A 21,966-nucleotide genomic window follows, 5' to 3' on the forward strand; every position below is an offset into this window, starting at 1 on the left:
TATTATTAATTTCTACAACTTATTCAGAAGTGGGAGCTTCATTTTCGCTTTTGCCGATAATTTTATATCTGCATGGTTCCAGATTTGCCGCTTCGTTTATATCCTTCTTTTGGAACAGGTGGAGAAAATTCAGATCGCGAGAAAGGGCGTGCGCCGTATAAGACGGCTTTTTTACGCTTGCCGCCTGTCTGTGAATATGCGAAAAACGGACTTCATTTTTTCAGGAGAAAAGCATGTCTGCCCAAACCCTTGCCATTGGCCTTTTGCTTTACCCCGATTTAACCCAGCTCGATCTTACCGGCCCTTTTGAAGTTTTTGCCCGTGCGCCTGGCGCGCAGGTGCATCTCATCTGGAAAACGCGGGAACCGGTAGTGTCCGATCGCGGCATGGCGATCCTGCCTTCCACAACCTTTGAGGCTTGCCCAAAACTGGATGTCCTTTGCGTGCCCGGCGGCCCAGGGCAGATCGCGCTGATGGAAGACAACGATACGTTGGCATTTATCCGCCGCAAAAGCGCAGAGGTTAATTTGCTTACCTCCGTTTGTACCGGCTCGCTGGTGTTGGGCGCCGCCGGGCTTTTACAGGGACGCAAAGCGACCTGCCACTGGGGATCGCTGTCGCAGCTGGCGTTACTGGGTGCCGAGCCGGTAGGCGAGCGCGTAGTGCGGGATGGTAATCTTATTACCGGCGCTGGCGTGACTTCCGGCATCGATTTTGCGCTTAGCGTGGTGGCCGCGCTCTACGGCGACGAAATCGCTCAGGCTATCCAGCTGCAGATGGAATACGATCCTGCGCCGCCGTTTGACTGCGGCTCCCCTCGCGTGGCTTCAGCAGAGCAGGTCGCAAGAGCCAGCGCACAGGCGGCGGGATTCATTGCTAAAAGGCTGAAGGCAACGCAAAAAGCGGCATTACGGCTGAGCAATTCTGCCTGCCGGTCGTGACCGGGACCGGCAGGCAGGTGACGGCGTCACTAAAAGACGATGCTGGCTTGATATTTATTACAGCGGTAATTAACACCGGGGCCAATTCTGAATATAAGCCGGGATGTCAATAAATAAGAATAGTCTGCTTTGTCCTTAGGGTATTAATAATAAAGAGCGGCGGCCAGGCATGGCCTGATTCTGAATATAAGCGACAGAAGCATTATCAGGGTGCATTTGTTACCGAAGTATGGAATAACTGGCAACAATTTAGCAGCTAACGCTTTTCTGCCAGGCAAGGCAGGCTTACGGGGAATATAATGCAGACTGAAACCGTTCAAACCGACGAACTGGAAGGCAAAGCCCTGGAATGGGCCGTGCTTAAAGCTATAGGCGGCGCCTGGCCGAAAGGCGCGGCTACGACGTGGGACAAGGCTGGATATCTGATAAGCAATCTGAATATATTCCTGAGCAGCGGCGGCCATAAACAGATGTTTATCGCTTATCTGGACGAAAGAGCGCCCTCCGTGGGCAAAACCTTACCGGAGGCGGTGTACCGCGCCGTGGTTCACGCTTCAATAGGCAGCTGGATATCAGTGCCGGTATCAATTTTAAAGGCTTAGCCGCCGTGAAGGAATAAAGACAAAGGCGGTGAAATTAATGAGCTTTTCTATATTTTACAGTGGCACTAAAAACCTTGTATTCTGAAACCATCTTATCGCACACGGATAGTTAAGGCCTCGTGCCACTGAATACGGTTATTATAATATCTGTCCTCGCTTTAAATTAACTATCTGCTTTCTGGCTCGCTTTCAGTGTAACCTCTCTATAGAAAATATTAGCGCTTTTATCAGCACCTATTAAACCTGAACCGTGCGCGCTTTTGGTAAAAATAGCAGCTATATCATGCTCATCTCTGTGCTGACACGGACAGGTAAGGCGTTATTCAGGATTATTTATATAAAAAAAGCCCGCAGGGAGCCGCGGGCAAAAAAACGAAGTTAACTCTGTTTTGCCTCACCACCCTAAAGTAATACGCAGACCATAAAGTGATCCGAATCACATCCCGGTGGTTAAATTTTGTTCTGAGACGAATCTTATTAAGGGATGTTTACCCTGAAATGCTGCCAATACCGCCGTGCGAGCCAAAGTATGGAGAGAGGTTTAGCAGCATAAGTGCCGCCATCAGGCCACTTTAAACAGCTGTTACCGGCACGGCGGTTGGTCATCTCGCCTGAACCACAGCGCCTGGCCATCGGCTCTTAATTTGCTATTTGCTGAACCATAACTATGCTTAATCAGGTAGTCGCCAATGCGCCGCCCGACCGACGGACTGACCCTTAATCAGTGATGATAAACAGGCGCACCAAATTTCAGGCTCTGCTCAGGCAGGGCCTTTTTTCTGTCTGCGGTGTACTACACTACCAGAACATGCTCCTGCGCGAGGGACGTATCAACCCTGCTTCTCCTCAGGGAGACGGGTGAACAAGCTGCGCTAACGATTTTACCGGAACGTAACCGGAATCAGGTTACCGGAACGCAACTGGCATCAGGTTACCGGAACGTAACCGGCATCAGGATTAAACCGCCGTTAGCTCACCTGGAGAGAGCATCAGCCACGGAGCTGAAGGTTTGGGGTTCGAATCCCTGACGGCGGTCCAGTACTTGTTCTGAAGGTCACCCTGGGTGGCCTTTTTTTACGCCTGCGCTTTATTAACCTTTTTATATAAAGGGTATTATAGGGGGATCAGCGTAAGAGATAACGTTTTGAGCGTTGTCTGTCCGTTATTGGAATAAGGTGCGCAAACAACCTGAGCCTCGCCAACGCGGGGCTTTTTTACGTCCGGAAGAAGGAGAACACTATGCTGACCGTTAAAAGTATCATCGGGGGTGTGACGCATATCTGTGAGGTGAACAATATCACTATTGCAAGACGCGGTTCGGAAACCTTCGGCTATGTTCTGACGCTGACCAAAGAGCATCCCAATCCCGATTTTGCTGAGGTAATGCCTGCTATCTATGAAAATGAAGAGAAAAGCAAAGTCTTACAGCAAGAGGCCATTATGATCAGTGAAAGGGATGGCGTACTGGTCGGGGACGCTGTAGCTGTGCTTATCAGCGAGGTGGATAGCGTGAAAATGCCTGGCCTTAAAGAAGCGGATGGAACGCTGTATCAATACATCTATCCGGGAGACAAGGTCTACGTGATGAATTCGCACGGTTCAACTATTGAGACAGTCAAATGATCAAGGTTTCCCCACAGAGAAAGCCAGGCGTTAAAGTGCGGCAGCCTAATCCAGATCGAAAATGCAGGTTAGTTGAGTAAAATTTGCGCAGGGATGGTATAATCAGGCTCACTTCTCACAAGGCCAAATACCATGTCCTTTTTCGCTCAGATGATGGACCGTATCGCCAGAATAAACGCTGACGCCAAATGCCCTATATGCGGAAAAAGCTCTAAGCATTCAGTTGCAAAAATTTCTCGAGAGCAGGCATTGCTCTGCCCACATTGCAAATCCCTTTTTGTTATTCACGGTTAAATAGTGCTGAAAAGCTAAGCCGCCTCCGGGCGGTTTTTATCGGCGTGTTTAATACTGACCGCGCCAGGAATGGCTGTTACGGCGCCAGAAACAGGGGCGTCCAGATGATTTATCCTTAAAACATGAAACATAACTTGCTAAATTAATTAACACATACAGTGAGTTTTGGCTTACAGGCTGAAGATTAAAAGGGCCGGGTGACCAAAACGATAAAAAGCCGATAGCACAATACGGATCCTTTGCACGTCAGTATTACGTGAACAAATGTAACTTAAGTAATAAAATCAATATTAATAATAGGTTGTATTGCCCTGCACGAAAAAAAATTTAAACTTGATACAAGGGCTAATTTTTTTCAATGGCATACCGATAACCCTACCCTGGGGACAAAAGGTCTTCTTAGGGCTTATTAAATTATCAGGTTTGAGGTAGGTATGAATATTACGCAGCGTTTGTTCCTGACGTTTACCCTGTTGGCGCTGGCTTTATGCACGCTGGCAGCGGTATCATTCTCAATTATATCGGGTTTTCAATCCCGCTTCGAATATGTGCAGAATAATGCTATCCCCAGCATTAAGGATCTTAACAAATCCATTAGCGCTTCCAGCGCTTTGGGCCTGGCCTTATACAAGCACCAGGCGCTTACCGATGATACAAAGCTGCCTGCCGCTGAACGCCATATCGACGACACGCTGGATGAATTGAAAAAGCTGACTGATTATTACATGGCTAATGATATCTCCAGTGCTGAAGATCGTAGTATGACAGAGCAGATCTACCGTGACATCGACGCAGTACGGGCTGACTTACCGGCGTTCCTTAACGCTTCCCGCGCGCAAAATGAGAGCGTAACGCTGGCCTTGCTTCAGGGTGAATCAGGTATAGGTGCTGCAGGCAGAAAATTAGCATCAGATTTGAATAAGCAGATTGAACTTAATATCCAGATTGGCAATGAGCTAAAAAAAATCAATAGAGAAATCTATTCAAAAACAATCTGGATGATGTCAACTGCGGTTCTTTTGGTGATTGTGCTGCTCAGCTTTTTTGCCATAAAAACCATTCTGAATATCAGAAGAAGCCTTCTGAATATAGAAGAGACAATGCTGGAAGTCAGCAACACGTTAGACCTTACTCGCCAGGCTGACGACAGCCACGCTGATGAAATAGGAAAAACCGCTTCAGCGTTTAATAAATTACTGACTAAGTTTTCAGAGACGTTAACGGCTGTTAATAGCGCATCGTTATCCGTAAGCTCAGGATCTTCACAAATTGCCGCAGGTAATGAAGATTTGTCTTCTCGTACCGAGCAGCAGGCGGCTTCGCTTGAAGAGACCTCTTCGAGTATGGCTGCACTGAGTGAAACGGTAAAAAATAACTCCTTCAGTGCCAGCGAGGCGAGCACGCTGGCCGATAGCGCTAATAAGCTGTCGACAGAAAACGGTCAGTCCGTGAGGAATATGTTGAATACGATGGAAGATATCCGCACCAGCTCCGGAAAAATTTCCGAAATAACGGGGCTGATCGAGGGGATTTCATTCCAGACCAATATTCTGGCGCTGAACGCTGCCGTTGAGGCGGCAAGAGCTGGCGAGCATGGCAGAGGCTTTGCAGTGGTGGCAAGCGAAGTGCGTAATCTTGCGCAGCGTTCTTCCTCTGCGGCAAAAGAGATTAAAGATCTGATCAACGCCTCTGTTATGCACGTCGAAAGCGGGGCGCTGCAGGCGGCCAGCGTGGGTGAAAACTCAGCAAAAGTGACCAGCTCAATCAACCAGGTCGCGACTATTGTCAATGAGATTGCTACTTCGGCAGCGGAACAAAGCCGCGGTATTGAGCAGGTTCATTTGGCTATCGGGCAGATGGACGAAGTGACGCAACAAAATGCTGCGCTGGTCGAGGAAGCCTCGTCCGCGTCCAGATCGCTACAGGATCAGGCGGAGACGCTCAGCCAACTGGTGTCTGCCTTTAAGTTAACTTCAGATACGCGGATGTACAAAAAAACCGAGACCTTTGTTAAGCCATCCGTGAGCCGTACGCCCGCGAAGGCGGCCGCTGTATCAGCCGGGGATTGGGAAAGTTTTTAATGTGGTTCGCCCCCAGTAATGGGGGCTTTGGCGTTAAAGTCATTTTCCACGCTCTTGATCCACAGCCAATGCAGCGCCGATAGCCCTTTCGGGCGTGCTCGTTGGGCTGATATCGTCACCAGTCATCAGCAATAACGTTTAGTCGAACCAGTCTGCCATTTTTTCTGTAGCCTGGTTTTTACATCTTCGTTGATATACATCGACACAGCAGCCAGCGCCCCAGCCGGGACACCAGGGTCATCCGTAAAACCAACAACGGGCAAAGCATCAGGGACGGCATCAATCGGCAAAACGAAATAAGCAAGCGCAGCGTAAATCGTCATTTTGCCCAAATTGGCGTGTCTGGTCTCTGCGCAGAAAAATAGAACCAAAGCGCTTTTTCAATGACTTCATGCCCCGCTTTTTTAACGTACTTAACAATTTTTACCAAAAGCCGTCATCGTTAAAATCTTTAGCGGTGGTGAACTTGTTTTCCATCTCTTTCTCCTGAAATTAAACCCTGTTGTTCATCGGCATATCTCTTCAGGGCTTTATCTCTTTGTGAGCGGCCCGGTATTTATGTACGGCTTCTGTCGTAAAACTAAAGCTACCGTTAACCATTTCAGTAAAGAGATGCCGGGCAACTTTATTACGCACCAAAAAAAATGCCGCAATTGTCGGGCTGCAATAATAAAAATCCATTATTAACGAGCTATCTGGCCTGAAGGTAAAAAAAGCCTGTAAGGTATGCAGGCAAATAATCAGAGCCGGTTGACCCGGCACACTAAATTAATCCCAATGTTATAAAATGGCTGGAGGCACGTACCTGAGCCTGAAATTTGTTCCGACGGAATTTTATCAGGGAAACTTGCATACAAATGCTTTTGCTGAATGAGCGCGGACAACAGCCATTATTGACGTTCAGCAGCACGACATTAGCCTTTAGGGCTCTTTAAATTGACATCTCAGGCGCGCTGGCTGAAGATCTTCTTTAGTCAGCAATGCCTGTCGACCGGGCTGATTTTGCGCCCGGATGCCTGCTTACCAGTCAATAAAGCCTGTCTGACATAACCTTCTGAAAAATAAGAAAAATGGATATAAAACAACTTATTTACCTGTGTAACCTTGAGCGCGAGCGCCATTTTGGCCGTGCGGCGGAGGCGAGCTTCGTCAGCCAGCCGACGCTGTCGATGCGTCTGAAAAACCTGGAGCGCGAGCTGGGGCTATCGCTGATCAACCGCAGCAATAACTTCGACGGCTTTACGCCAGAAGGCGAAAGGGTGCTGACGTGGGCGCGGGAAATCGTCTCCGTCTATCAGGGCCTCAAGCTGGAAGTCGAATCGTTAAAACATGGCGTTGCGGGCACGCTACGTATTGGCGTGGTGCCGCAGTGCAGCATCTCGCTGCCGCTGGTGCTGAAAGGCATCCAGGAACGTTATCCGCAGCTTAACTATCGCGTCTCGGTGCTCAGCGCCGATCAGCTGCTTGACGCATTGAACAGCTATACGGTGGACGTCGGCATTGGCTTTTTTGAGCTGGTCACGCTGCGCGAGCTGCATTTCCAGGCCGAACCGCTGGCGGACAACGGCGTGGAAGTGGTTTTCCATCCCGAACATTTTCCGCAGCTGGTGGGCGAAGCGCCGCTGAGCCTGAACGAACTAAAAGAGATCCCGCTGTGTCTGGCGGAGCAGACGCGCTATTTCCGACGCTATCTGGATACCCACTTTCGGGAAGCCGATATCCATCTGCGGGTGATACTGGAAACCACCTCCGTGTTTCAACTGGCGCAGGGCGTTCAGGTAGGGCTGGGCTGCCTGATTTCGCCTCGCGGCCATCTGCTGCCGGCCATGACGCCGGAATTGCAGTCGCGCCCGCTGGCCATTGCGCCGATGAGCCGCCAGGCCGCAGTGGTTATTGCCGAGCCGGGCAGAGCGACGCCGCTGTCCCAGCACTTTTTTGACGAGGTACGCCGCTGGCTTAGCGAACGTTAGCCGCGACGAACGCTAACTCCCCAGCGACTGCATCAGCCGGTTATTCCAGCCTGCCAGCGCCGTACTGAAAATCACGTTCATCATTCTCTGCAGCGAAAAACCCGCCTCTTTCAGCGGCTGTAAATGCGCGGCGCTGAAGCGCTCCGGCGAGCGGGTCAGCTGCGCGGCGGTCTGTATCACTGCCCGATCGACGGCGCTGGCGCTTCCGATCGCGTCATCAACGCCTGTTTTTAACGCGCTACGCAGCGCTTCCGGCGCGTACCGGTTAAAGCAGGCTGCACTGCCGTTGATCCGTGCGGCTACTGCGGCGGCAAGCTGGCCTTCCGGCGTCGTCGTTTGCTCTTCCAGTACCTTAATCAGCTGACCCCAGCCGTACAGGGCATCCCCGTCGTGCGCCAGCAGCCAGGCGCTGCGGCTTAATGCCTGCTGAGGCTGGCAGAAGGTCAGCGCTTCCAGCTGGCTGTGCGTGGCGTAACGCAGCTCAACGGGCGTCAGCCGGGGCTGCCAGCTATGCTGGTCGGTAAAGCCGTATTCGTCCGCATCTGGCGGAACGGTTACGCCAGGGATCCAGCGAACCGGCAGGGCGAGCAGGGCATGCACGCCAGCCGCCACTCGCGCCTGATAACAGACAAAACCGATAATCTGGCTAAAGGTGATGATATCCGGCGCGGTCAGGCCTGCCTCATCCAGCCGCTGCAATGCCGGCTCGTCAATCAGCGTCGGCTGCATCGCCAGCTGGCGGGCATATTCGGTAATTTGCGTCAGGCGACGGTTGCTCTCACGTGAAGAGTCCGGCCCGCTTAGCGGGTTGAGGCGTGCGGCGTAATGGTTACACAGGCGCTGAACGCCGGTAACCTGCGCCACGGTAAGTGCGGTGCTGAGACGATCGTATAACGTCAGCGTATGCGTCAGCGAGGCGGTCAGCGACGAAGGAAACAGCAGCGAGTAGAGATCTCTTGAAGCCAGCAGCGCCGGCTGCGCTTCCTGTAGCGTCTGCCGCAGCCCGCCTTCACAAAGCGCGGCCAGTCCCAGCAAAAAACGGTCTTCAATATCAGCGGCCTCGGGCACCAGAGGCTCTGCCCGGCTGGCGAGCGTGGCCTGAGTTTCGTGATACCAGTGGCTATGGCTTTTAAGCCGACGCTGTTCCATAGTCATTCCTTTTCAAGTTGGCTGGCCCTGAGTACGGACCGGAGGGCAAGCCTATCCTCGCGCAAGCGGAATAACCGGCAAAGACCGATCGGTGCTAATAAATAGCGGAAAAGCATAATGGTGAAAGAAGCAGCGGAACCGGCTGGAAATTCGCCCATTCCTGGCAGAACGGGCGTTTAAAAGAGCGGGACTAACGATCTTTACGCCAGGCGTCCGCCGTCAGCGCTTCGCCAAAGTGGCTGGTAATCAGTCTTTTCGTCAGATCGTGTAGCGGGCAGGCGAGGACATCTGCGGTGCTGCCGCGCTCTACTACTTCGCCGTGATGCATGACGATTACCTGATCGCTGATATGCTTCATCATGCCCAGATGCTGCGTCACATAGATATAGGCGATGCCGTGCTTGTCCTGTAGCTCCAGCATCAGATTCACCAGCTGCGAGCGCATAGACATATCCAGCGAGGCCAGCGCCTCGTCGGCGACAATGACCTTAGGTTGCAGGATCAACGCGCGGGCAAGACCGACGCGCTGCTTCTGTCCCGGCGCCAGCATATGAGGATAATAAGCGGCGTGATCGCGCAGCAAACCGACCTGGCGCAGGGTGGCGATAATGCGCTTTTCCCGCGCTTCGGCGGTCAGATCGGTATTCAGACGCAGCGGGAAATCCAGGATCTGGCCGATGCGCTGGCGTGGATTCAGCGAAGTGGACGGATCCTGAAAGATCATACGGATACGCTGGCTGCGGTAGCCGTAATCGCCATATTGCAGCGGCCGATCGTCAATCAGGATTTCGCCCGCACTCGGCTCAATCATGCCGCTGAGCATTTTCGCCAGCGTCGACTTACCGGAGCCGTTTTCGCCGATGATCGCCAGCGTCTGTCTTTCGCGTAGCGTAAAGCTGACCTCTTTGACCGCCTCAACATGCTGACGCCGAAACAGGCCGGTTCGGTAACGGTAGGTTTTACTGAGGTTGCGCACCTCCAGCAGCGTTTCAACCATTACTGACTCTCCATATTCAGCGGGAAATGACAGGCGAACAGGTGCGATTTTCCGCCCGCCAGGCGGGGCGTTTCGATACATTTTTTCTGCGCATAAGGGCAGCGCGGCCCCAGACGGCAGCCAATGGGCAGGTGCTCCAGCGAAGGGATCGCACCGGGCAGGGTGTTCAGACGACTTTTATGCGGCAGCGAGCGCCCAAAATCCGGCATCGCCCTGATTAGCGCCTGCGTATAAGGATGGTGCGGCTGCACGATCAAATCTTCGCTGGTGGCGGTTTCCACCGTCTGGCCACAGTACATTACGTTGATGCGGTTCGCCCAGTGGCTCAGCATCTGCAAATCGTGGCTGATCAGCAAAATCGTGGTGTTGTTGTTCTGATTAAGCCGGGAAAGCAGACGGAAAATCTGCGCCTGCGTCGTCGGTTCCATCGCGTTAGTGGGTTCATCGGCAATCAGCAGGCGCGGCTGGTTGGCCAGCGCAATGGCGATCATCACTTTCTGGCATTCGCCTTCGGTCAGCTCATAGGGAAAACTGCGCATAATATCTTTATGATCTTTGATGCCCACGCGGTGCAGTAGCTCGATAGCGCGACGATGCCGCCAGCCGAAACGCTGGTACCAGCGGCCTTTCCACGTCCAGCGGGGAATAGCCTGTTTTAGCTGTTTACCCACGCTTTCAGAAGGATCGAGGCAGGACTGCGGCTCCTGAAAAATCATCGACACGTTATGGCCAACAAGTTTACGCCTTTCGCGCGGCGACAGCTTAAGCAGGTCGATATCGTCAAAGCGCATACGGTCGGCAGTAACCCGCCAGTTATCTTTGGTCACGCCGCAGATCGCTTTGGCGATCAGGCTCTTGCCCGAGCCGGATTCGCCCACCAGGCCGCGAACTTCCCCTTCGGTCAGCGTAATACTGACGCGATCGACCGCCTTGACCGGGCCATCGGCGGTCATAAACTCAATGGTCAGATTACGAATATCGAGCAGCGGCATTATTCAACTCCCGCAACGATGGCGCGACGAATACCGTCGCCCAGCAAATTGACAATCAGCACGCTGAGCATTATCGCCGCGCCGGGCAGCATCACCGTCCAGGGTGCGACGTAAATCAGCTCCAGCGCATCACCAAGCATGGCTCCCCATTCGGGAGAAGGCAACTGCGCGCCCAGATCCAGAAAGCCCAGCGCGGCGATATCCAGGATAGCCATCGACAGCGCGCGGGTAAATTCCGAAACCAGCAGCGCCAGGATATTGGGGAAAATCGCATAGCGAAGAATATTCATGCTGGAGGCGCCATCCAGACGGGCGGCGGTGACATACTCCTTTTCCAGTTCGTCGTGCACGGCGGTATAGACCGAGCGCACCAGACGAGGAATTATCGCCAGGAATACTGCCAGCCAGGCATGGCTTAAACCTGGGCCAAAAAACGCCACCACGATGATCGCCAGCAGCAGCGAAGGAATGGAAAGAAAGGTATCCAGAATGTGGTTCATCACCGCCGAACGCAATCCTCTGGTCAGCCCGGCAAAAACGCCCAGCACCATGGCGCAAAGCGAGGCCAGTACGGTAATGGCGATAGCCGAGCCTACCGTTGGCGCCGCGCCGCTCAGCAGGCGGCTCAGCAGATCGCGGCCCAAATCGTCCGTGCCGAGAAAAAATGAAACATCGCCGTAGCGCGACCACGAGGGCGGCAGCAGCTGATAACCTAAAAACTGCTGCGCCAGCCCGTAAGGCGCAAGCAGGCGGCCAAACAGGCACAGCAGCAGCAGCGCGATAAACAGGTAGAAACCGACCATCGCGGTGGTGTCATGATAAAACAGCCGCCACGTGGTGCGGAAAGTGCTGGGCAGCCGTTTTTCGGCGTAAATGTTATCGGAGGGCATACCATTCCTTATGCTTCAGCGGCGTCGTCAGCGCGCCCAGAATATCGGCCAGCACGTTCACAGTAATCACCAGACCGCCAACCATCATTACGCCTGCGGAAATCGCCGCGTAGTCCTGCTGCCTGATGGCGTCCACCAGCCAGCGTCCCAGACCTGGCCAGCTGAACACCACTTCAGTGATCATCGCCAGCGTCAGCATGGTAGAAAATTGCAGTCCCAGGCGAGGCACAACCGGCGGCAGCGCATTATGCAGCACGTGACGGCGGATAATGGTCAGTCGTGAAAGACCGCGAGTGGCGGCGGCTTTAATATAGTTTTGCTCCATCACTTCGCGCGTGCTGATACGCAGCAGACGCACCACTTCCGTAGTAGGCGCTACGGCCAGCGCTGTTACCGGCAATATCAGGTGCAGCAGCACGCTTTTCAACATCTCGTGCCGCCAGGGCGAATCGCTCAGCCAGGCGTCAATCAGCGCAAAACCGGTGATGTTTTTCATGGGATAAAGCAGATCGACGCGGCCAGAAACCGGCAGCCAGCCCAGATCCAGCGAGAAAAACAGCGTCAGCAGCAGCGCCAGCCAAAACACGGGCATTGAAAAGCCCAGCAGCGCCAGCGCGCTGATCGCTTTATCCTGCCAGCGGTTGCGCATCACGCCGGCGGCAATGCCGAACGGGATGCCAACGGCCATCGCCAGCACGAAAGCAAGAATGCACAGCTCAAGCGTAGCGGGGAAGACTTCTAACAGCTGCAGGGAAACCGGCTCGCCGTTAATGCTGGATACGCCGAAGTCAAACTGCATCAGCCCCTGATACCAGAACAGGATTGCATCACTAAACGAAGCGCCCTGTAGCGGCGCGTGGGGCGTAAAGTAACTCAGGCTGAAACCGACCACCGTCAGCAGAAACAGCGTCACCAGCCACAGCACCAGCCTTCTCAGCGTATAGATAATCATGGCTTCGTCCTTGGGTCGCGATAAACGCCGGCAAAAGAGGCATTGCCGAACGGGCTGAGCACCAGGCTGTGAATATCATGGCGATAGGCCTGAAGCCGCAGCGAGTAGGCCAGCGGCAGCACCGGCAGCGACTGCGCCAGCATAGCCTGCGCCTTGCCGTAGTACTCGATGCGCGACGCCAGCTGTTGCGAGAGCAGTGCTTTTTGTAGCGTCTCGTCAAAAGCGGCGTCGCACCAGTGCGCAAAATTGGTCTGCGAGCCGATAGCGGCGCAGCTTAACAGCGGGCGGAAAAAGCTGTCGGGATCGTTACTGTCGGTAGCCCAGCCCGTTAGCGTCAGATCGTGATTCATCTCCATCAGGCGCGCTTCCTGAAAGCGTCCCTCGACGGGCACAATTTTTACCGTAACGCCAACCTGCGCCAGATCGGCCTGGATCAGCTCGGCGGTTTTCAACGGGCTGGGGTTCCAGGCCTGCGAGGTGGCCGGTACCCACAGCGTCAGCTGGAGATCTTCCACGCCCAGCGCCTTGAGCATCTCACGTGATTTTTGCGGATTGTATTCGGTGACGCGCGCGTTGTTATCATAAGCCCAGGAAGCACGTGGCAAAATAGAAGCCGCCGTTTCCGCCGTGCCGTAGTAAACGGACTCCATCAGCCGCTCATTATTAATTGCCAGCGCCAGCGCCTGACGCACCTCGGCGCGATCCAGCGGCGCTTTGCGCGTGTTAAACGCCAGATAGGCGATATTCATACCGGGCCGCAGCGTCAGCCGCAGGCGCGGATCGTCGCGCAGCACTGAAATCTGGCTGGCGGCAGGATAGGCCAGCACGTCGCATTCGCCGGTCAGGAGTTTGGAAAGGCGTCCGGTGCCGCCCGCGCCCATATCAATCACCACCATCGGCATGCGCGGCATGCCTTTCCAGTAATTAGCATGGCGGGCGAGGCGGATATACTGGCCGGTGCGGTATTCGCTAAGCTTAAACGGCCCGGTGCCGACAGGCTGGCGATCCAGCTGCTCCTGCCGATCGACTTTACTCAACTGCGCGGCATATTCCGCCGAAAGCACCGGCGCATAGTGGGTAGCCAGGTGCCACAAAAAGGAAGCGTCCGGCGCGTTCAGCCGGATCTCGACCGTGTCGCTGCTCAGCTTTTTCACGCTGGCGACGCTGTCGGCGAACTGCAGGCTGTCGAAATAGGGATAACTGCCGCCGTTAACGCCATGCCAGGCGGATTTGCGGTCGAAAATACGCTGAAAGCTGAACACCACGTCGTCCGCGTTCATAGGTCGGCCAGGGGTGAACCATGCCGTTTTCTGAAAAGGCACGTTGTGCCGCAGATGAAAGCGGTAGGTCGCGCCGTTATCCAGCGTCTCCCAGCTTGCCGCCAGTTCCGGGATCAGACGATAGGTGTAGGGGTCGACATCCAGCAGGCGATCGTAAAGCTGCGCAGCCAGCGTATCAACCACCAGCCCGCCGCTGACCAGCTGCGGATTAAAGGTGGTCGCCGCGCCGTTCACGCAATAGACAAAGCCGCTCTGGCGGATGTCTTCCGGCGGAGCGGCGGCAACCATAGCGCTGAACAGGCTAAGGCCGACAAGAAAAGTGCAGAGTAGTTTGCGCATAGGTCATCTGAAATATCAGGCAATCCTCACAGTGTACCGCACTCTTGGTGCTCCCCCAAAGTTTGCGGGGACAACTGACGTTTTTTCATACGCGGGCCGTTGTGTGCTTTGGGGTTGATGCCCCTTTGTTATTGATAAAAGGTCGCGAAGCGTTGGTCAAAAACGTCAGGCGTTTTCTGGCAGCGAGCAAGGTCAGGTTGGCGAAATACGCCCGATCTTAGTGTGGTAATGAGAATTATTCTCAATAAATACTTTACAGCTATGTATGAGAATGATTATTATTCTTCTGCGCTTCAACGGTGGCTCTACCGGAGAAGGGCACGACATTGCTCACATTGCTTCCAGTATTTTTAGCCCGCCCTGCGCGGGCTTTTTTTTGCGCATTTTGCGGCGGTCTACGATCGTGCCGCGGTGAAAGAGAGGCCACGGCCGACTATACTGGTAGCTAAAAGGAGGCGCTTATGTCTGATAAAATCAAATTATTACAGGGTGATATTACGCAAATCCCCGTAGAGGCGATGGTCAACGCGGCTAACTCGTCGCTGCTGGGCGGCGGCGGCGTGGATGGCGCGATACATCGCGCCGGGGGAAAATCGATTCTGGAAGAGTGCAGGGCGATCCGCGCGCGACAGGGCGGCTGTAAAGAAGGCGATGCCGTAATAACGGGAGCGGGCAACCTGCCTGCCCGTTACGTTATCCATACCGTAGGGCCGGTGTGGAACGGCGGGCAAAACGGCGAGCCTGACCTGTTACGTAGCGCTTATCACCGCTGCTTCGACCTGATTGACGAGCATAAGATCAAATCCGTTTCATTTCCTAATATTAGCACCGGCATCTATCGTTTCCCCAAAACGCTGGCGGCAGAAATTGCCTTTGAAGCGATCTCCGCCAGGCTGCACGAGGCGGTAGAACAGGTCAATATCGTCTGCTTTGAGCAGGAGAGTTACGCTATCTGGCACAATTTGCTCCAGCAGCGCGGCTAAAATTGCCTATAGCTCGCCGTCTTCAGCGCCGATTTCCACGTTGTGCTTTTTCATCATTGCGCGTAGCTGGTGATAGGTGACACCCAGCAAATCCGCCGCGCGGCGCTGGTTGTAGAGCGCCTGCTTTAAACTCTTTTGCAGCAGATCCCTTTCCTGCTGATGCTGCCAGCGGCGGAGATCCAGCGGCAGCGCGGGCAGCCGCTCTGCCGCTGGCGCTGTGGGGGCGGCGTACAGGCGCTGAAAAGGATTGATAATAATGGTATCCAGCTCCTGATCCGTTTCGCTGTGACGATAGACAGAGCGTTCCACCACGTTTTTTAGTTCCCGCACGTTACCCGGCCAGCCATAGTCCAGCAGAGCCTGCCGCGCCCCCGGCGAGAAGCCGGGGAAGAAAGCCAGGCCCAGCTCCCGACACATCTGAATAGCAAAATGCTCCGCCATCACCAGGATATCGCTACGACGCTCGCGCAGCGGCGGCAGCTGCACCACGTCAAAAGCAAGCCTGTCCAACAGATCGGCACGGAATTTTCCCTCTTCGGCCAGCTGCGGCAAATCGGCGTTGGTGGCGCAGACCAGCCGCACGCTGACCTGCAAAGGCTGACTGCCGCCGACGCGTTCCAGCTGCCCATATTCAATCACCCGCAGCAGTTTCTCCTGTACCAGCATCGGCGCCGTCGCCAGCTCGTCCAGAAACAGCGTACCGCCGTCGGCGCGCTCGAACCGACCCAGATGACGCTTCTGCGCGCCGGTAAACGCGCCGGCTTCGTGGCCGAAAAGCTCGGAATCCAGCAGATTCTCGTTCAGCGCCGCACAGTTTAATGAAATAAAAGGGCCCTGCCAGCGCTCGGAAAGATAGTGCAGCCGGCTGGCGATCAGCTCTTTGCCGGTACCGCGCTCGCCGATAACCAGCACCGGCTTATTCAGCGGTGCCAGACGTGAAACCTGCTCCAGCACCTCCAGAAAGTTATTCGACTCGCCAAGCAGGGTTTCTTTTTCCATTTTTTTCACCAGGTATTGGTTAATTACGCCACTTTAGAGAAACAAGGCGCGGCTGTAAACCGGCGTAATTAAGGAAAATCAATAAGATAAAAGTTGGCACGCGATTTGAATAGTAATACCCGTAACGCCAAAACAATTTAAGAGGATGAAGATTATGGGTATTTTTTCTCGCTTTGCCGACATCGTAAACGCCAACATCAATTCGCTGCTGGAAAAAGCAGAGGATCCGCAAAAGCTGGTGCGCCTGATGATTCAGGAAATGGAAGATACGCTGGTGGAAGTGCGTTCCACTTCGGCCCGCGCGCTGGCAGAGAAAAAGCAGCTGCAGCGCCGCATTGAACAGGCGGAGATCCAGCAGGCCGAGTGGCAGGAGAAAGCGGAGCTGGCGCTGCGTAAAGATAAAGACGACCTGGCCCGCGCCGCGCTGATTGAGAAACAAAGACTGAACGATCTGACCGCCTCGCTGACGCGCGAAGCCGAACAGGTTGAAGAAACGCTGACCCGTATGAAGGGCGAAATCGGCGAGCTGGAGAAAAAGCTGAGCGAAACGCGCGCTCGTCAGCAGGCGTTGACGCTGCGTCATCAGGCCGCTTCTTCTTCCCGCGACGTGCGTCGCCAGCTGGACAGCGGTAAAATTGACGAGGCGATGGCTCGTTTTGAATCCTTTGAGCGCCGCATCGACCATATGGAAGCTGAGGCGGAAAGCCACAGCTTTGGCAAAAAGAAAACGCTGGATCAGGAATTCGCCGATCTTCAGGCCGACGATGCCATCTCTGAGCAGCTGGCGGCGCTGAAGGCAAAAATGAACCGTAGCGAATAATCTTTGCCGGTGGCATTCCCCGGAATGCCCGGCATATCAATTCAAGGAGAATGAATGAGCGCGTTATTTCTGGCGATCCCGCTGACGATATTTATGCTGTTTGTGGCCCCCATCTGGCTATGGCTGCACTACAGCAAGCGTCAAAACAGTGATGCCACACTGTCGCAAGGCGAGCTACAAAGGCTGCAGCAGCTGACTCAGGATGCCCGCAGGATGCGCGAACGTATCAAGGCGCTGGAGGAGATCCTCGACGCCGAGCACCCTAACTGGAGGCAGCCATGAGCAGCAGGAAACTTTACCGCATTCCCGCGCGCGGCAAGGTAAAAGGCGTCTGCGCCGGGATTGCCGACTATCTGGATATCCCGGTACGGCTGGTGCGGGTTATCGTCGTGCTGTCGATGATCTTTGGTCTGTTTATGCTCACGCTGATCGCCTATTTTCTGCTGGCCTTTGTGCTGGACGAGAAGCCGCAAAGCGCGGAGGAAAACGCCCCGACGGCACACATGCTTTTAGACCAGCTGGAGGCGGAGCTGCGCGGCGGTGAGCCAGGCGTACGCGATATAGAACGCTACGTCACTTCTGAAACCTTTAGCGTGCGCAGCCGATTCCGTCAGCTGTAGGCGCCCGGAGAACACCATGCGTAACTGGCAATCTGCTTTACACCGCAACGCCGCGCCCACGCTGAAAAAGGCCGGTAAGTTCGTGCTGCTGGGCGCGTTAAGCTACGGCCCGGCTGGCCTGACCGGCTGGGCGGTGAAATCCGTCGCGCGTCGGCCGCTGAAAATATTGTTAGCCTGGGCGCTGGAGCCGCTTATCCGCCGCGCGCTGCGGGGCGCAACGGCGCGCTGGAACAAACCCTGAACGTCGCGGCTATGCTATTCTGAGCCGTCGGCCTTAAGGATATGGACCAATGAAACGACTTCAGACAGAACTGCTTTCATTAATGAACCGGGGCGCAGATCGTCATTTGCGCCTCGCCGTCACCGGCCTGAGCCGCAGCGGCAAAACGGCTTTTATCACCTCGCTGGTCAATCAACTGCTTAACGTTAACGCCGACGCGCGTCTGCCGATGTTTTCCGCTGCGCGTGAAGGTCGCCTGCTGGGCGTTAAGCGCGTGCCACAGCGCGATATGGGTATTCAGCGCTTTACCTATGATGAAGGCCTGGCGCAGCTGTATGGCGAGCCACCCGCCTGGCCGACGCCGACGCGCGGGGTCAGCGAAATGCGTCTGGCGTTGCGCTATCGCTCGCAGGAATCTTTGCTGCGCCATTTTAAAGATGCCTCCACGCTTTATCTTGAAATTGTCGACTACCCCGGCGAATGGCTGCTGGATCTGCCCATGCTGGCGCAGGACTATCCTGGCTGGTCGCGACAGATGGCGGGTCTGTTGAATGGCGATCGCGCCAGCTGGTCAGCGCCATGGCGCAAGCTTTGCGCCGATCTGGATCCGTTTGCGCCTGCGGATGAAAACCGGCTGGCGGCAATCGCGGCGGCGTGGACAGACTACCTGCATAAGTGTAAACGGGAAGGGCTGCACTTTATCCAGCCTGGCCGCTTTGTGCTGCCGGGCGATATGGCCGGCGCGCCAGCCTTACAGTTTTTCCCCTGGCCGCAGGCGGAAGAGGCGGACGCCTCCAGGCTGGCGCAGGCGGATGCCAACAGTAATATCGGGATGCTGCGCGCGCGCTATAACTACTATTGCCAGCACGTGGTTAAAGACTTCTACAAAAACCACTTCCTGCGCTTTGACCGCCAAATCGTGCTGGTGGACTGTTTGCAGCCGCTTAACAGCGGGCCACAGGCGTTTAACGATATGCGGCTGGCGCTGACGCAGCTGATGCAAAGCTTTTCCTACGGCCAGCGCACGCTGTTCCGCCGCCTTTTCTCACCGGTAATCGATAAGCTCCTGTTTGCCGCCACCAAATCCGATCACGTTACCAGCGATCAGCACGCCAACCTGGTGTCACTGTTGCAGCAGCTGGTACAGGATGCATGGCAGAATGCTGCTTTTGAGGGTATCGATATGGAGTGCCTGGGCCTGGCGTCGGTGCAGGCTACGCAAAGCGGGCTTGTCGATCATCAGGGCGAAAAGATACCGGCGCTGCGCGGTCACCGGCTGACCGACAACGAGCCGCTAACCGTCTATCCGGGCGAGGTGCCGCCGCGCCTGCCGGGCAACGCATTCTGGCAGCAGCAGGGGTTTCATTTTGAACAGTTCAGGCCGCAGCAGCTGGATGCAGACAGGCCTTTGCCGCATATCCGTCTGGACGCGGCGCTGGAATTTTTACTGGGAGATAAACTGCGATGAACGCACCGCTTAAACCGCGTATCGACTTTGCGCAGCCGCTGACCGCGGAAAAAGATGCCGCTATAAAATCCGCCAGACATTTTACCCCGCAGGAGGCGAGCTTTATCGCTGCGGAGCCGGAAGCGCATGTGGAAGAGGAAGACGCGGGCGAAAAGGCGGTCGAGGCGGCGCTGCGGCCTAAACGTAGCCTGTGGCGCACGCTGGTAAAAACCGGTCTGGCGCTGTTTGGCCTGAGCGTCGTGGCGCAGGGTGTGCAGTGGACTTATCAGGCCTGGCAGGCGCAGGACTGGATCGCCCTGGGAGGCTGCGCGGCGGGCGGACTGATCGTCGTGGCCGGCGCCGGTTCCCTGGTAGGCGAGTGGCGACGGCTTTACCGGCTGCGCGAGCGGGCCGAAGAGCGAGATATCGGCCGCGAGCTGTTAAACAGCCAGAGCATGGGCAAAGGGCGCGAATTTTGTGAAAGGCTGGCGCGCCAGGCCGGGCTGGATCGCACTAACCCGGCGCTGCAACGCTGGCATGCCTCGCTGCACGAAACGCATAACGATCGCGAAGTCGTGGCGCTCTATGCACAGATAGTGCAGCCGATGCTGGATAGCCAGGCGCGACGCGAAATCGGCCGCAGCGCCGCCGAGTCAACGCTGATGATCGCCGTCAGCCCGCTGGCGCTGGTGGATATGGCGTTTATCGCCTGGCGCAACCTGCGGCTGGTTAACCGCATCGCCGCGCTGTACGGCATCGAGCTGGGCTATTTCAGCCGCATTCGTCTGTTCCGGCTGGTGCTGTTAAACATTGCGTTCGCTGGCGCTTCCGAGCTGGTGCGGGAAGTGGGTATGGACTGGATGTCGCAGGACATTGCCGCGCGCTTCTCCGCTCGCGCCGCGCAGGGCATCGGTGCAGGCCTGCTCACCGCGCGGCTGGGCATCAAGACGATGGAGCTGTGCCGTCCGCTGCCCTGGCTGGAAGGCGACAAGCCGAGGCTGGGCGATTTCCGCCGCGACCTGGTGGTGAAATTGAAAGAGACGTTGCAGAAGTAGGCAACTGTCAACTTTTCCTTCCAGAACGCTTCTGACCCCTGCGGCAATGGGGTATTATTAATGTCCGCCCGGAATTGATAAAGGTTTATACATGCGTCTGGAAGTCTTTTGCCACGACCGACTTGGTCTGACCCGCGAACTGCTCGATCTGCTGGTTGAAAGGAACATCGACCTGCGCGGCATCGAGATTGCCTCAATCGGCCGCATCTATCTTAACTTTTCAGCTGTGCCCTTCGAGCAGTTCAGCCAGCTGATGGCGGAAATCCGTCGTATTCCCAGCGTCACCGACGTGCGCACGGTGGCCTTTTTGCCGTCCGAACGCGAGCATCGGGCGCTAAGCGCGCTGCTGATTGCGCTGCCGGAGCCGGTGTTTTCCATCGATATGAAAAGCAAAATTGAGCTGGCGAACCCGGCAGCTCAGACGCTGTTTTCGCTTAATGAAGAGAAAATGCGTAACTACGGCGCAGGCGCGCTGATTGGCGGCTTTAATTTTCAGCGCTGGCTGGAAAACGAGCGCATTGAGCCGCAGGCGCATCATGTGGTATTGCAGGGCCGCGACTTTCTGATGGAAATCACGCCTATTTTTACCGCAGGCGAGCACGAACAGGCAGACCGGCCAGCTGGCGCGGTAGTTATGCTTAAATCCACCGCCCGAATGGGCCAACAGCTACAGAACCTGGCGGTTAACGACGACAGCGAGTTCCAGCATATCGTGGCGGTTACGCCAAAAATGCGTCAGGTCGTGGACCAGGCGCGCAAGCTGGCGATGCTGGATGCGCCGCTGCTGATTGTAGGCGATACCGGCACCGGCAAAGATATGCTGGCACGCGCCTGCCATCTGCGCAGCGCGCGCGGTAAAAAACCTTTCCTGGCGCTGAACTGCGCCTCGCTGCCGGACGACGTGGCGGAAAGCGAGCTGTTTGGTCATGCCGCCGGCGCCTATCCCAACGCGCTGGAAGGCAAAAAGGGCTTTTTTGAGCAGGCCAACGGCGGCTCGGTGCTGCTGGACGAGATAGGCGAGATGTCGCCAAGAATGCAAACCAAGCTGCTGCGTTTTCTTAACGACGGCACTTTCCGCCGCGTAGGCGAAGAGCATGAAGTGCACGTAGACGTGCGGGTAATCTGCGCCACGCAGAAAAACCTGACGGAAATGGTGCAGCGCGGCGAGTTTCGCGAAGATCTCTTTTATCGGCTGAACGTGCTGACGCTGAACCTGCCGCCGCTGCGCGATCGCCCTCAGGATATTTTGCCGCTGACGGAAATGTTTGTTGCGCGTTTCGCCGACGAGCAGGGCGTCGCCAGACCCAAGCTTTCTCCTCAGCTTAATGCCTTCCTTAGCCGCTATACCTGGCCCGGCAACGTCCGCCAGCTGAAAAACGCGCTTTATCGGGCGCTGACCCAGCTGGAAGGTTATGAGCTGCGGCCGCAGGATATCGTTCTGCCGGAGTTTTCGATGGATATTCAGCTTGGCGAAGAGGCAATGGAAGGATCGCTGGACGACATCACCAGCCGCTTCGAGCGTTCGGTGCTGACCAAACTTTATCTCTCTTATCCCAGCACGCGCAAGCTGGCGAAACGGCTTGGCGTCTCGCATACCGCTATCGCCAACAAGCTGAGGGAATATGGGCTGAGTAAAAAAGCGGACAGCGAAGGGAAATAATTGATTAATGATCGTTCAGCAAGAGTCATGGCTGATATGATCACATAGTCAT

22 protein-coding genes and 1 tRNA gene are annotated in these 21,966 nt (G+C 55.4%); 15 read left to right on the forward strand and 8 right to left on the reverse strand.

The window, feature by feature from the left end:
- Positions 1 to 233: 233 nt before the first annotated feature.
- The 6 genes from AB6T85_RS01710 (at position 234) to AB6T85_RS01735 (ending at position 5,541) form a co-directional block, all read left to right on the forward strand.
- Entirely contained in the window at positions 234 to 941 is a 708-nt protein-coding gene (locus tag AB6T85_RS01710; RefSeq protein ID WP_253453868.1) for a DJ-1/PfpI family protein, read from the forward strand.
- A 299-nt stretch (positions 942 to 1,240) separates the two neighbouring features.
- Positions 1,241 to 1,543: a hypothetical protein gene (locus AB6T85_RS01715; protein ID WP_253453870.1), complete on the forward strand. Its 303-nt coding sequence runs from the start codon at positions 1,241 to 1,243 to the stop codon at positions 1,541 to 1,543.
- 962 nt (positions 1,544 to 2,505) lie between these two features.
- Positions 2,506 to 2,581: transfer RNA gene (locus tag AB6T85_RS01720), tRNA-OTHER, on the forward strand.
- A gap of 201 nt (positions 2,582 to 2,782) precedes the next feature.
- On the forward strand, positions 2,783 to 3,166 hold the full coding sequence (locus AB6T85_RS01725) for a hypothetical protein (protein WP_253453872.1): 384 nt from the start codon (positions 2,783 to 2,785) through the stop codon (positions 3,164 to 3,166).
- A gap of 132 nt (positions 3,167 to 3,298) precedes the next feature.
- Positions 3,299 to 3,460 (forward strand): YnfU family zinc-binding protein, encoded by a 162-nt coding sequence (locus AB6T85_RS01730; RefSeq protein WP_301251653.1) that lies wholly within the window; start codon positions 3,299 to 3,301, stop codon positions 3,458 to 3,460.
- 434 nt (positions 3,461 to 3,894) lie between these two features.
- The gene (locus AB6T85_RS01735; RefSeq protein WP_369894664.1) at positions 3,895 to 5,541 is read left to right on the forward strand and encodes a methyl-accepting chemotaxis protein; all 1,647 of its coding nucleotides are present in this window, start codon (positions 3,895 to 3,897) and stop codon (positions 5,539 to 5,541) included.
- 125 nt (positions 5,542 to 5,666) lie between these two features.
- On the opposite strand, the gene AB6T85_RS01740 is transcribed toward AB6T85_RS01735, so the two are convergent.
- Positions 5,667 to 5,864: a YkvA family protein gene (locus tag AB6T85_RS01740; protein WP_301251719.1), complete on the reverse strand. Its 198-nt coding sequence runs from the start codon at positions 5,862 to 5,864 to the stop codon at positions 5,667 to 5,669.
- A gap of 747 nt (positions 5,865 to 6,611) precedes the next feature.
- Between AB6T85_RS01740 and AB6T85_RS01745 the strand changes: the two genes are divergently transcribed.
- Positions 6,612 to 7,511: a LysR family transcriptional regulator gene (locus AB6T85_RS01745; RefSeq protein ID WP_253453876.1), complete on the forward strand. Its 900-nt coding sequence runs from the start codon at positions 6,612 to 6,614 to the stop codon at positions 7,509 to 7,511.
- 12 nt (positions 7,512 to 7,523) lie between these two features.
- On the opposite strand, the gene AB6T85_RS01750 is transcribed toward AB6T85_RS01745, so the two are convergent.
- From AB6T85_RS01750 to sapA, 6 genes are all read right to left on the reverse strand, one after another.
- A complete protein-coding gene (locus AB6T85_RS01750) occupies positions 7,524 to 8,660 on the reverse strand; it encodes a CMD domain-containing protein (RefSeq protein WP_369894665.1) in 1,137 nt (378 codons plus the stop codon).
- Positions 8,661 to 8,850: 190 nt separating this feature from the next.
- Positions 8,851 to 9,657: a putrescine export ABC transporter ATP-binding protein SapF gene (sapF, locus tag AB6T85_RS01755; RefSeq protein ID WP_253453880.1), complete on the reverse strand. Its 807-nt coding sequence runs from the start codon at positions 9,655 to 9,657 to the stop codon at positions 8,851 to 8,853.
- Positions 9,657 to 10,649, reverse strand: a complete 993-nt coding sequence (gene sapD / locus AB6T85_RS01760; RefSeq protein WP_253453882.1) for a putrescine export ABC transporter ATP-binding protein SapD — start codon at positions 10,647 to 10,649, stop codon at positions 9,657 to 9,659. The genes sapF and sapD overlap by 1 nt, the downstream gene beginning before the upstream one ends.
- Positions 10,649 to 11,539 (reverse strand): putrescine export ABC transporter permease SapC, encoded by an 891-nt coding sequence (gene sapC / locus AB6T85_RS01765; RefSeq protein WP_253453884.1) that lies wholly within the window; start codon positions 11,537 to 11,539, stop codon positions 10,649 to 10,651. Before sapC ends, sapD begins: the two co-directional genes overlap by 1 nt.
- Positions 11,526 to 12,491, reverse strand: a complete 966-nt coding sequence (sapB, locus tag AB6T85_RS01770) for a putrescine export ABC transporter permease SapB (RefSeq protein WP_125287685.1) — start codon at positions 12,489 to 12,491, stop codon at positions 11,526 to 11,528. Before sapB ends, sapC begins: the two co-directional genes overlap by 14 nt.
- Positions 12,488 to 14,110 carry an ABC transporter substrate-binding protein SapA gene (sapA, locus tag AB6T85_RS01775; RefSeq protein WP_369894666.1) on the reverse strand — a complete coding sequence of 541 codons (1,623 nt, stop codon included), beginning with the start codon at positions 14,108 to 14,110 and terminating at the stop codon, positions 12,488 to 12,490. The genes sapB and sapA overlap by 4 nt, the downstream gene beginning before the upstream one ends.
- 461 nt (positions 14,111 to 14,571) lie before the next feature.
- On the opposite strand from sapA, the gene AB6T85_RS01780 reads away from it, so the two are divergent.
- On the forward strand, positions 14,572 to 15,093 hold the full coding sequence (locus AB6T85_RS01780) for an O-acetyl-ADP-ribose deacetylase (RefSeq protein ID WP_253453888.1): 522 nt from the start codon (positions 14,572 to 14,574) through the stop codon (positions 15,091 to 15,093).
- 6 nt (positions 15,094 to 15,099) lie between these two features.
- Here the strand turns inward: AB6T85_RS01780 and pspF are convergent, their stop codons facing one another.
- Positions 15,100 to 16,092: a phage shock protein operon transcriptional activator gene (gene pspF, locus AB6T85_RS01785; RefSeq protein WP_301729487.1), complete on the reverse strand. Its 993-nt coding sequence runs from the start codon at positions 16,090 to 16,092 to the stop codon at positions 15,100 to 15,102.
- Between the two features lie 154 nt (positions 16,093 to 16,246).
- Here pspF and pspA point away from each other — a divergent pair, with 154 nt between their 5' ends.
- From pspA to tyrR, 7 genes are all read left to right on the forward strand, one after another.
- Entirely contained in the window at positions 16,247 to 16,912 is a 666-nt protein-coding gene (gene pspA / locus AB6T85_RS01790; protein ID WP_253453892.1) for a phage shock protein PspA, read from the forward strand.
- A gap of 54 nt (positions 16,913 to 16,966) precedes the next feature.
- Positions 16,967 to 17,194 (forward strand): envelope stress response membrane protein PspB, encoded by a 228-nt coding sequence (pspB, locus tag AB6T85_RS01795; RefSeq protein WP_253453894.1) that lies wholly within the window; start codon positions 16,967 to 16,969, stop codon positions 17,192 to 17,194.
- A complete protein-coding gene (gene pspC, locus AB6T85_RS01800) occupies positions 17,191 to 17,532 on the forward strand; it encodes an envelope stress response membrane protein PspC (RefSeq protein ID WP_253453896.1) in 342 nt (113 codons plus the stop codon). Before pspB ends, pspC begins: the two co-directional genes overlap by 4 nt.
- A gap of 16 nt (positions 17,533 to 17,548) precedes the next feature.
- Positions 17,549 to 17,773, forward strand: coding sequence for a phage shock protein PspD (pspD, locus tag AB6T85_RS01805; protein ID WP_253453899.1), 225 nt, complete (start codon positions 17,549 to 17,551; stop codon positions 17,771 to 17,773).
- Between the two features lie 49 nt (positions 17,774 to 17,822).
- The gene (locus tag AB6T85_RS01810) at positions 17,823 to 19,220 is read left to right on the forward strand and encodes a YcjX family GTP-binding protein (protein ID WP_369894667.1); all 1,398 of its coding nucleotides are present in this window, start codon (positions 17,823 to 17,825) and stop codon (positions 19,218 to 19,220) included.
- A complete protein-coding gene (locus tag AB6T85_RS01815; protein ID WP_369894668.1) occupies positions 19,217 to 20,254 on the forward strand; it encodes a TIGR01620 family protein in 1,038 nt (345 codons plus the stop codon). Before AB6T85_RS01810 ends, AB6T85_RS01815 begins: the two co-directional genes overlap by 4 nt.
- Before the next feature lie 91 nt (positions 20,255 to 20,345).
- On the forward strand, positions 20,346 to 21,914 hold the full coding sequence (tyrR, locus tag AB6T85_RS01820) for a transcriptional regulator TyrR (protein ID WP_369894669.1): 1,569 nt from the start codon (positions 20,346 to 20,348) through the stop codon (positions 21,912 to 21,914).
- Positions 21,915 to 21,966: the final 52 nt, after the last annotated feature.

The organism is Erwinia aeris (genome assembly GCF_041224955.1).
GTDB classification, from domain to species: domain Bacteria; phylum Pseudomonadota; class Gammaproteobacteria; order Enterobacterales; family Enterobacteriaceae; genus Erwinia; species Erwinia aeris.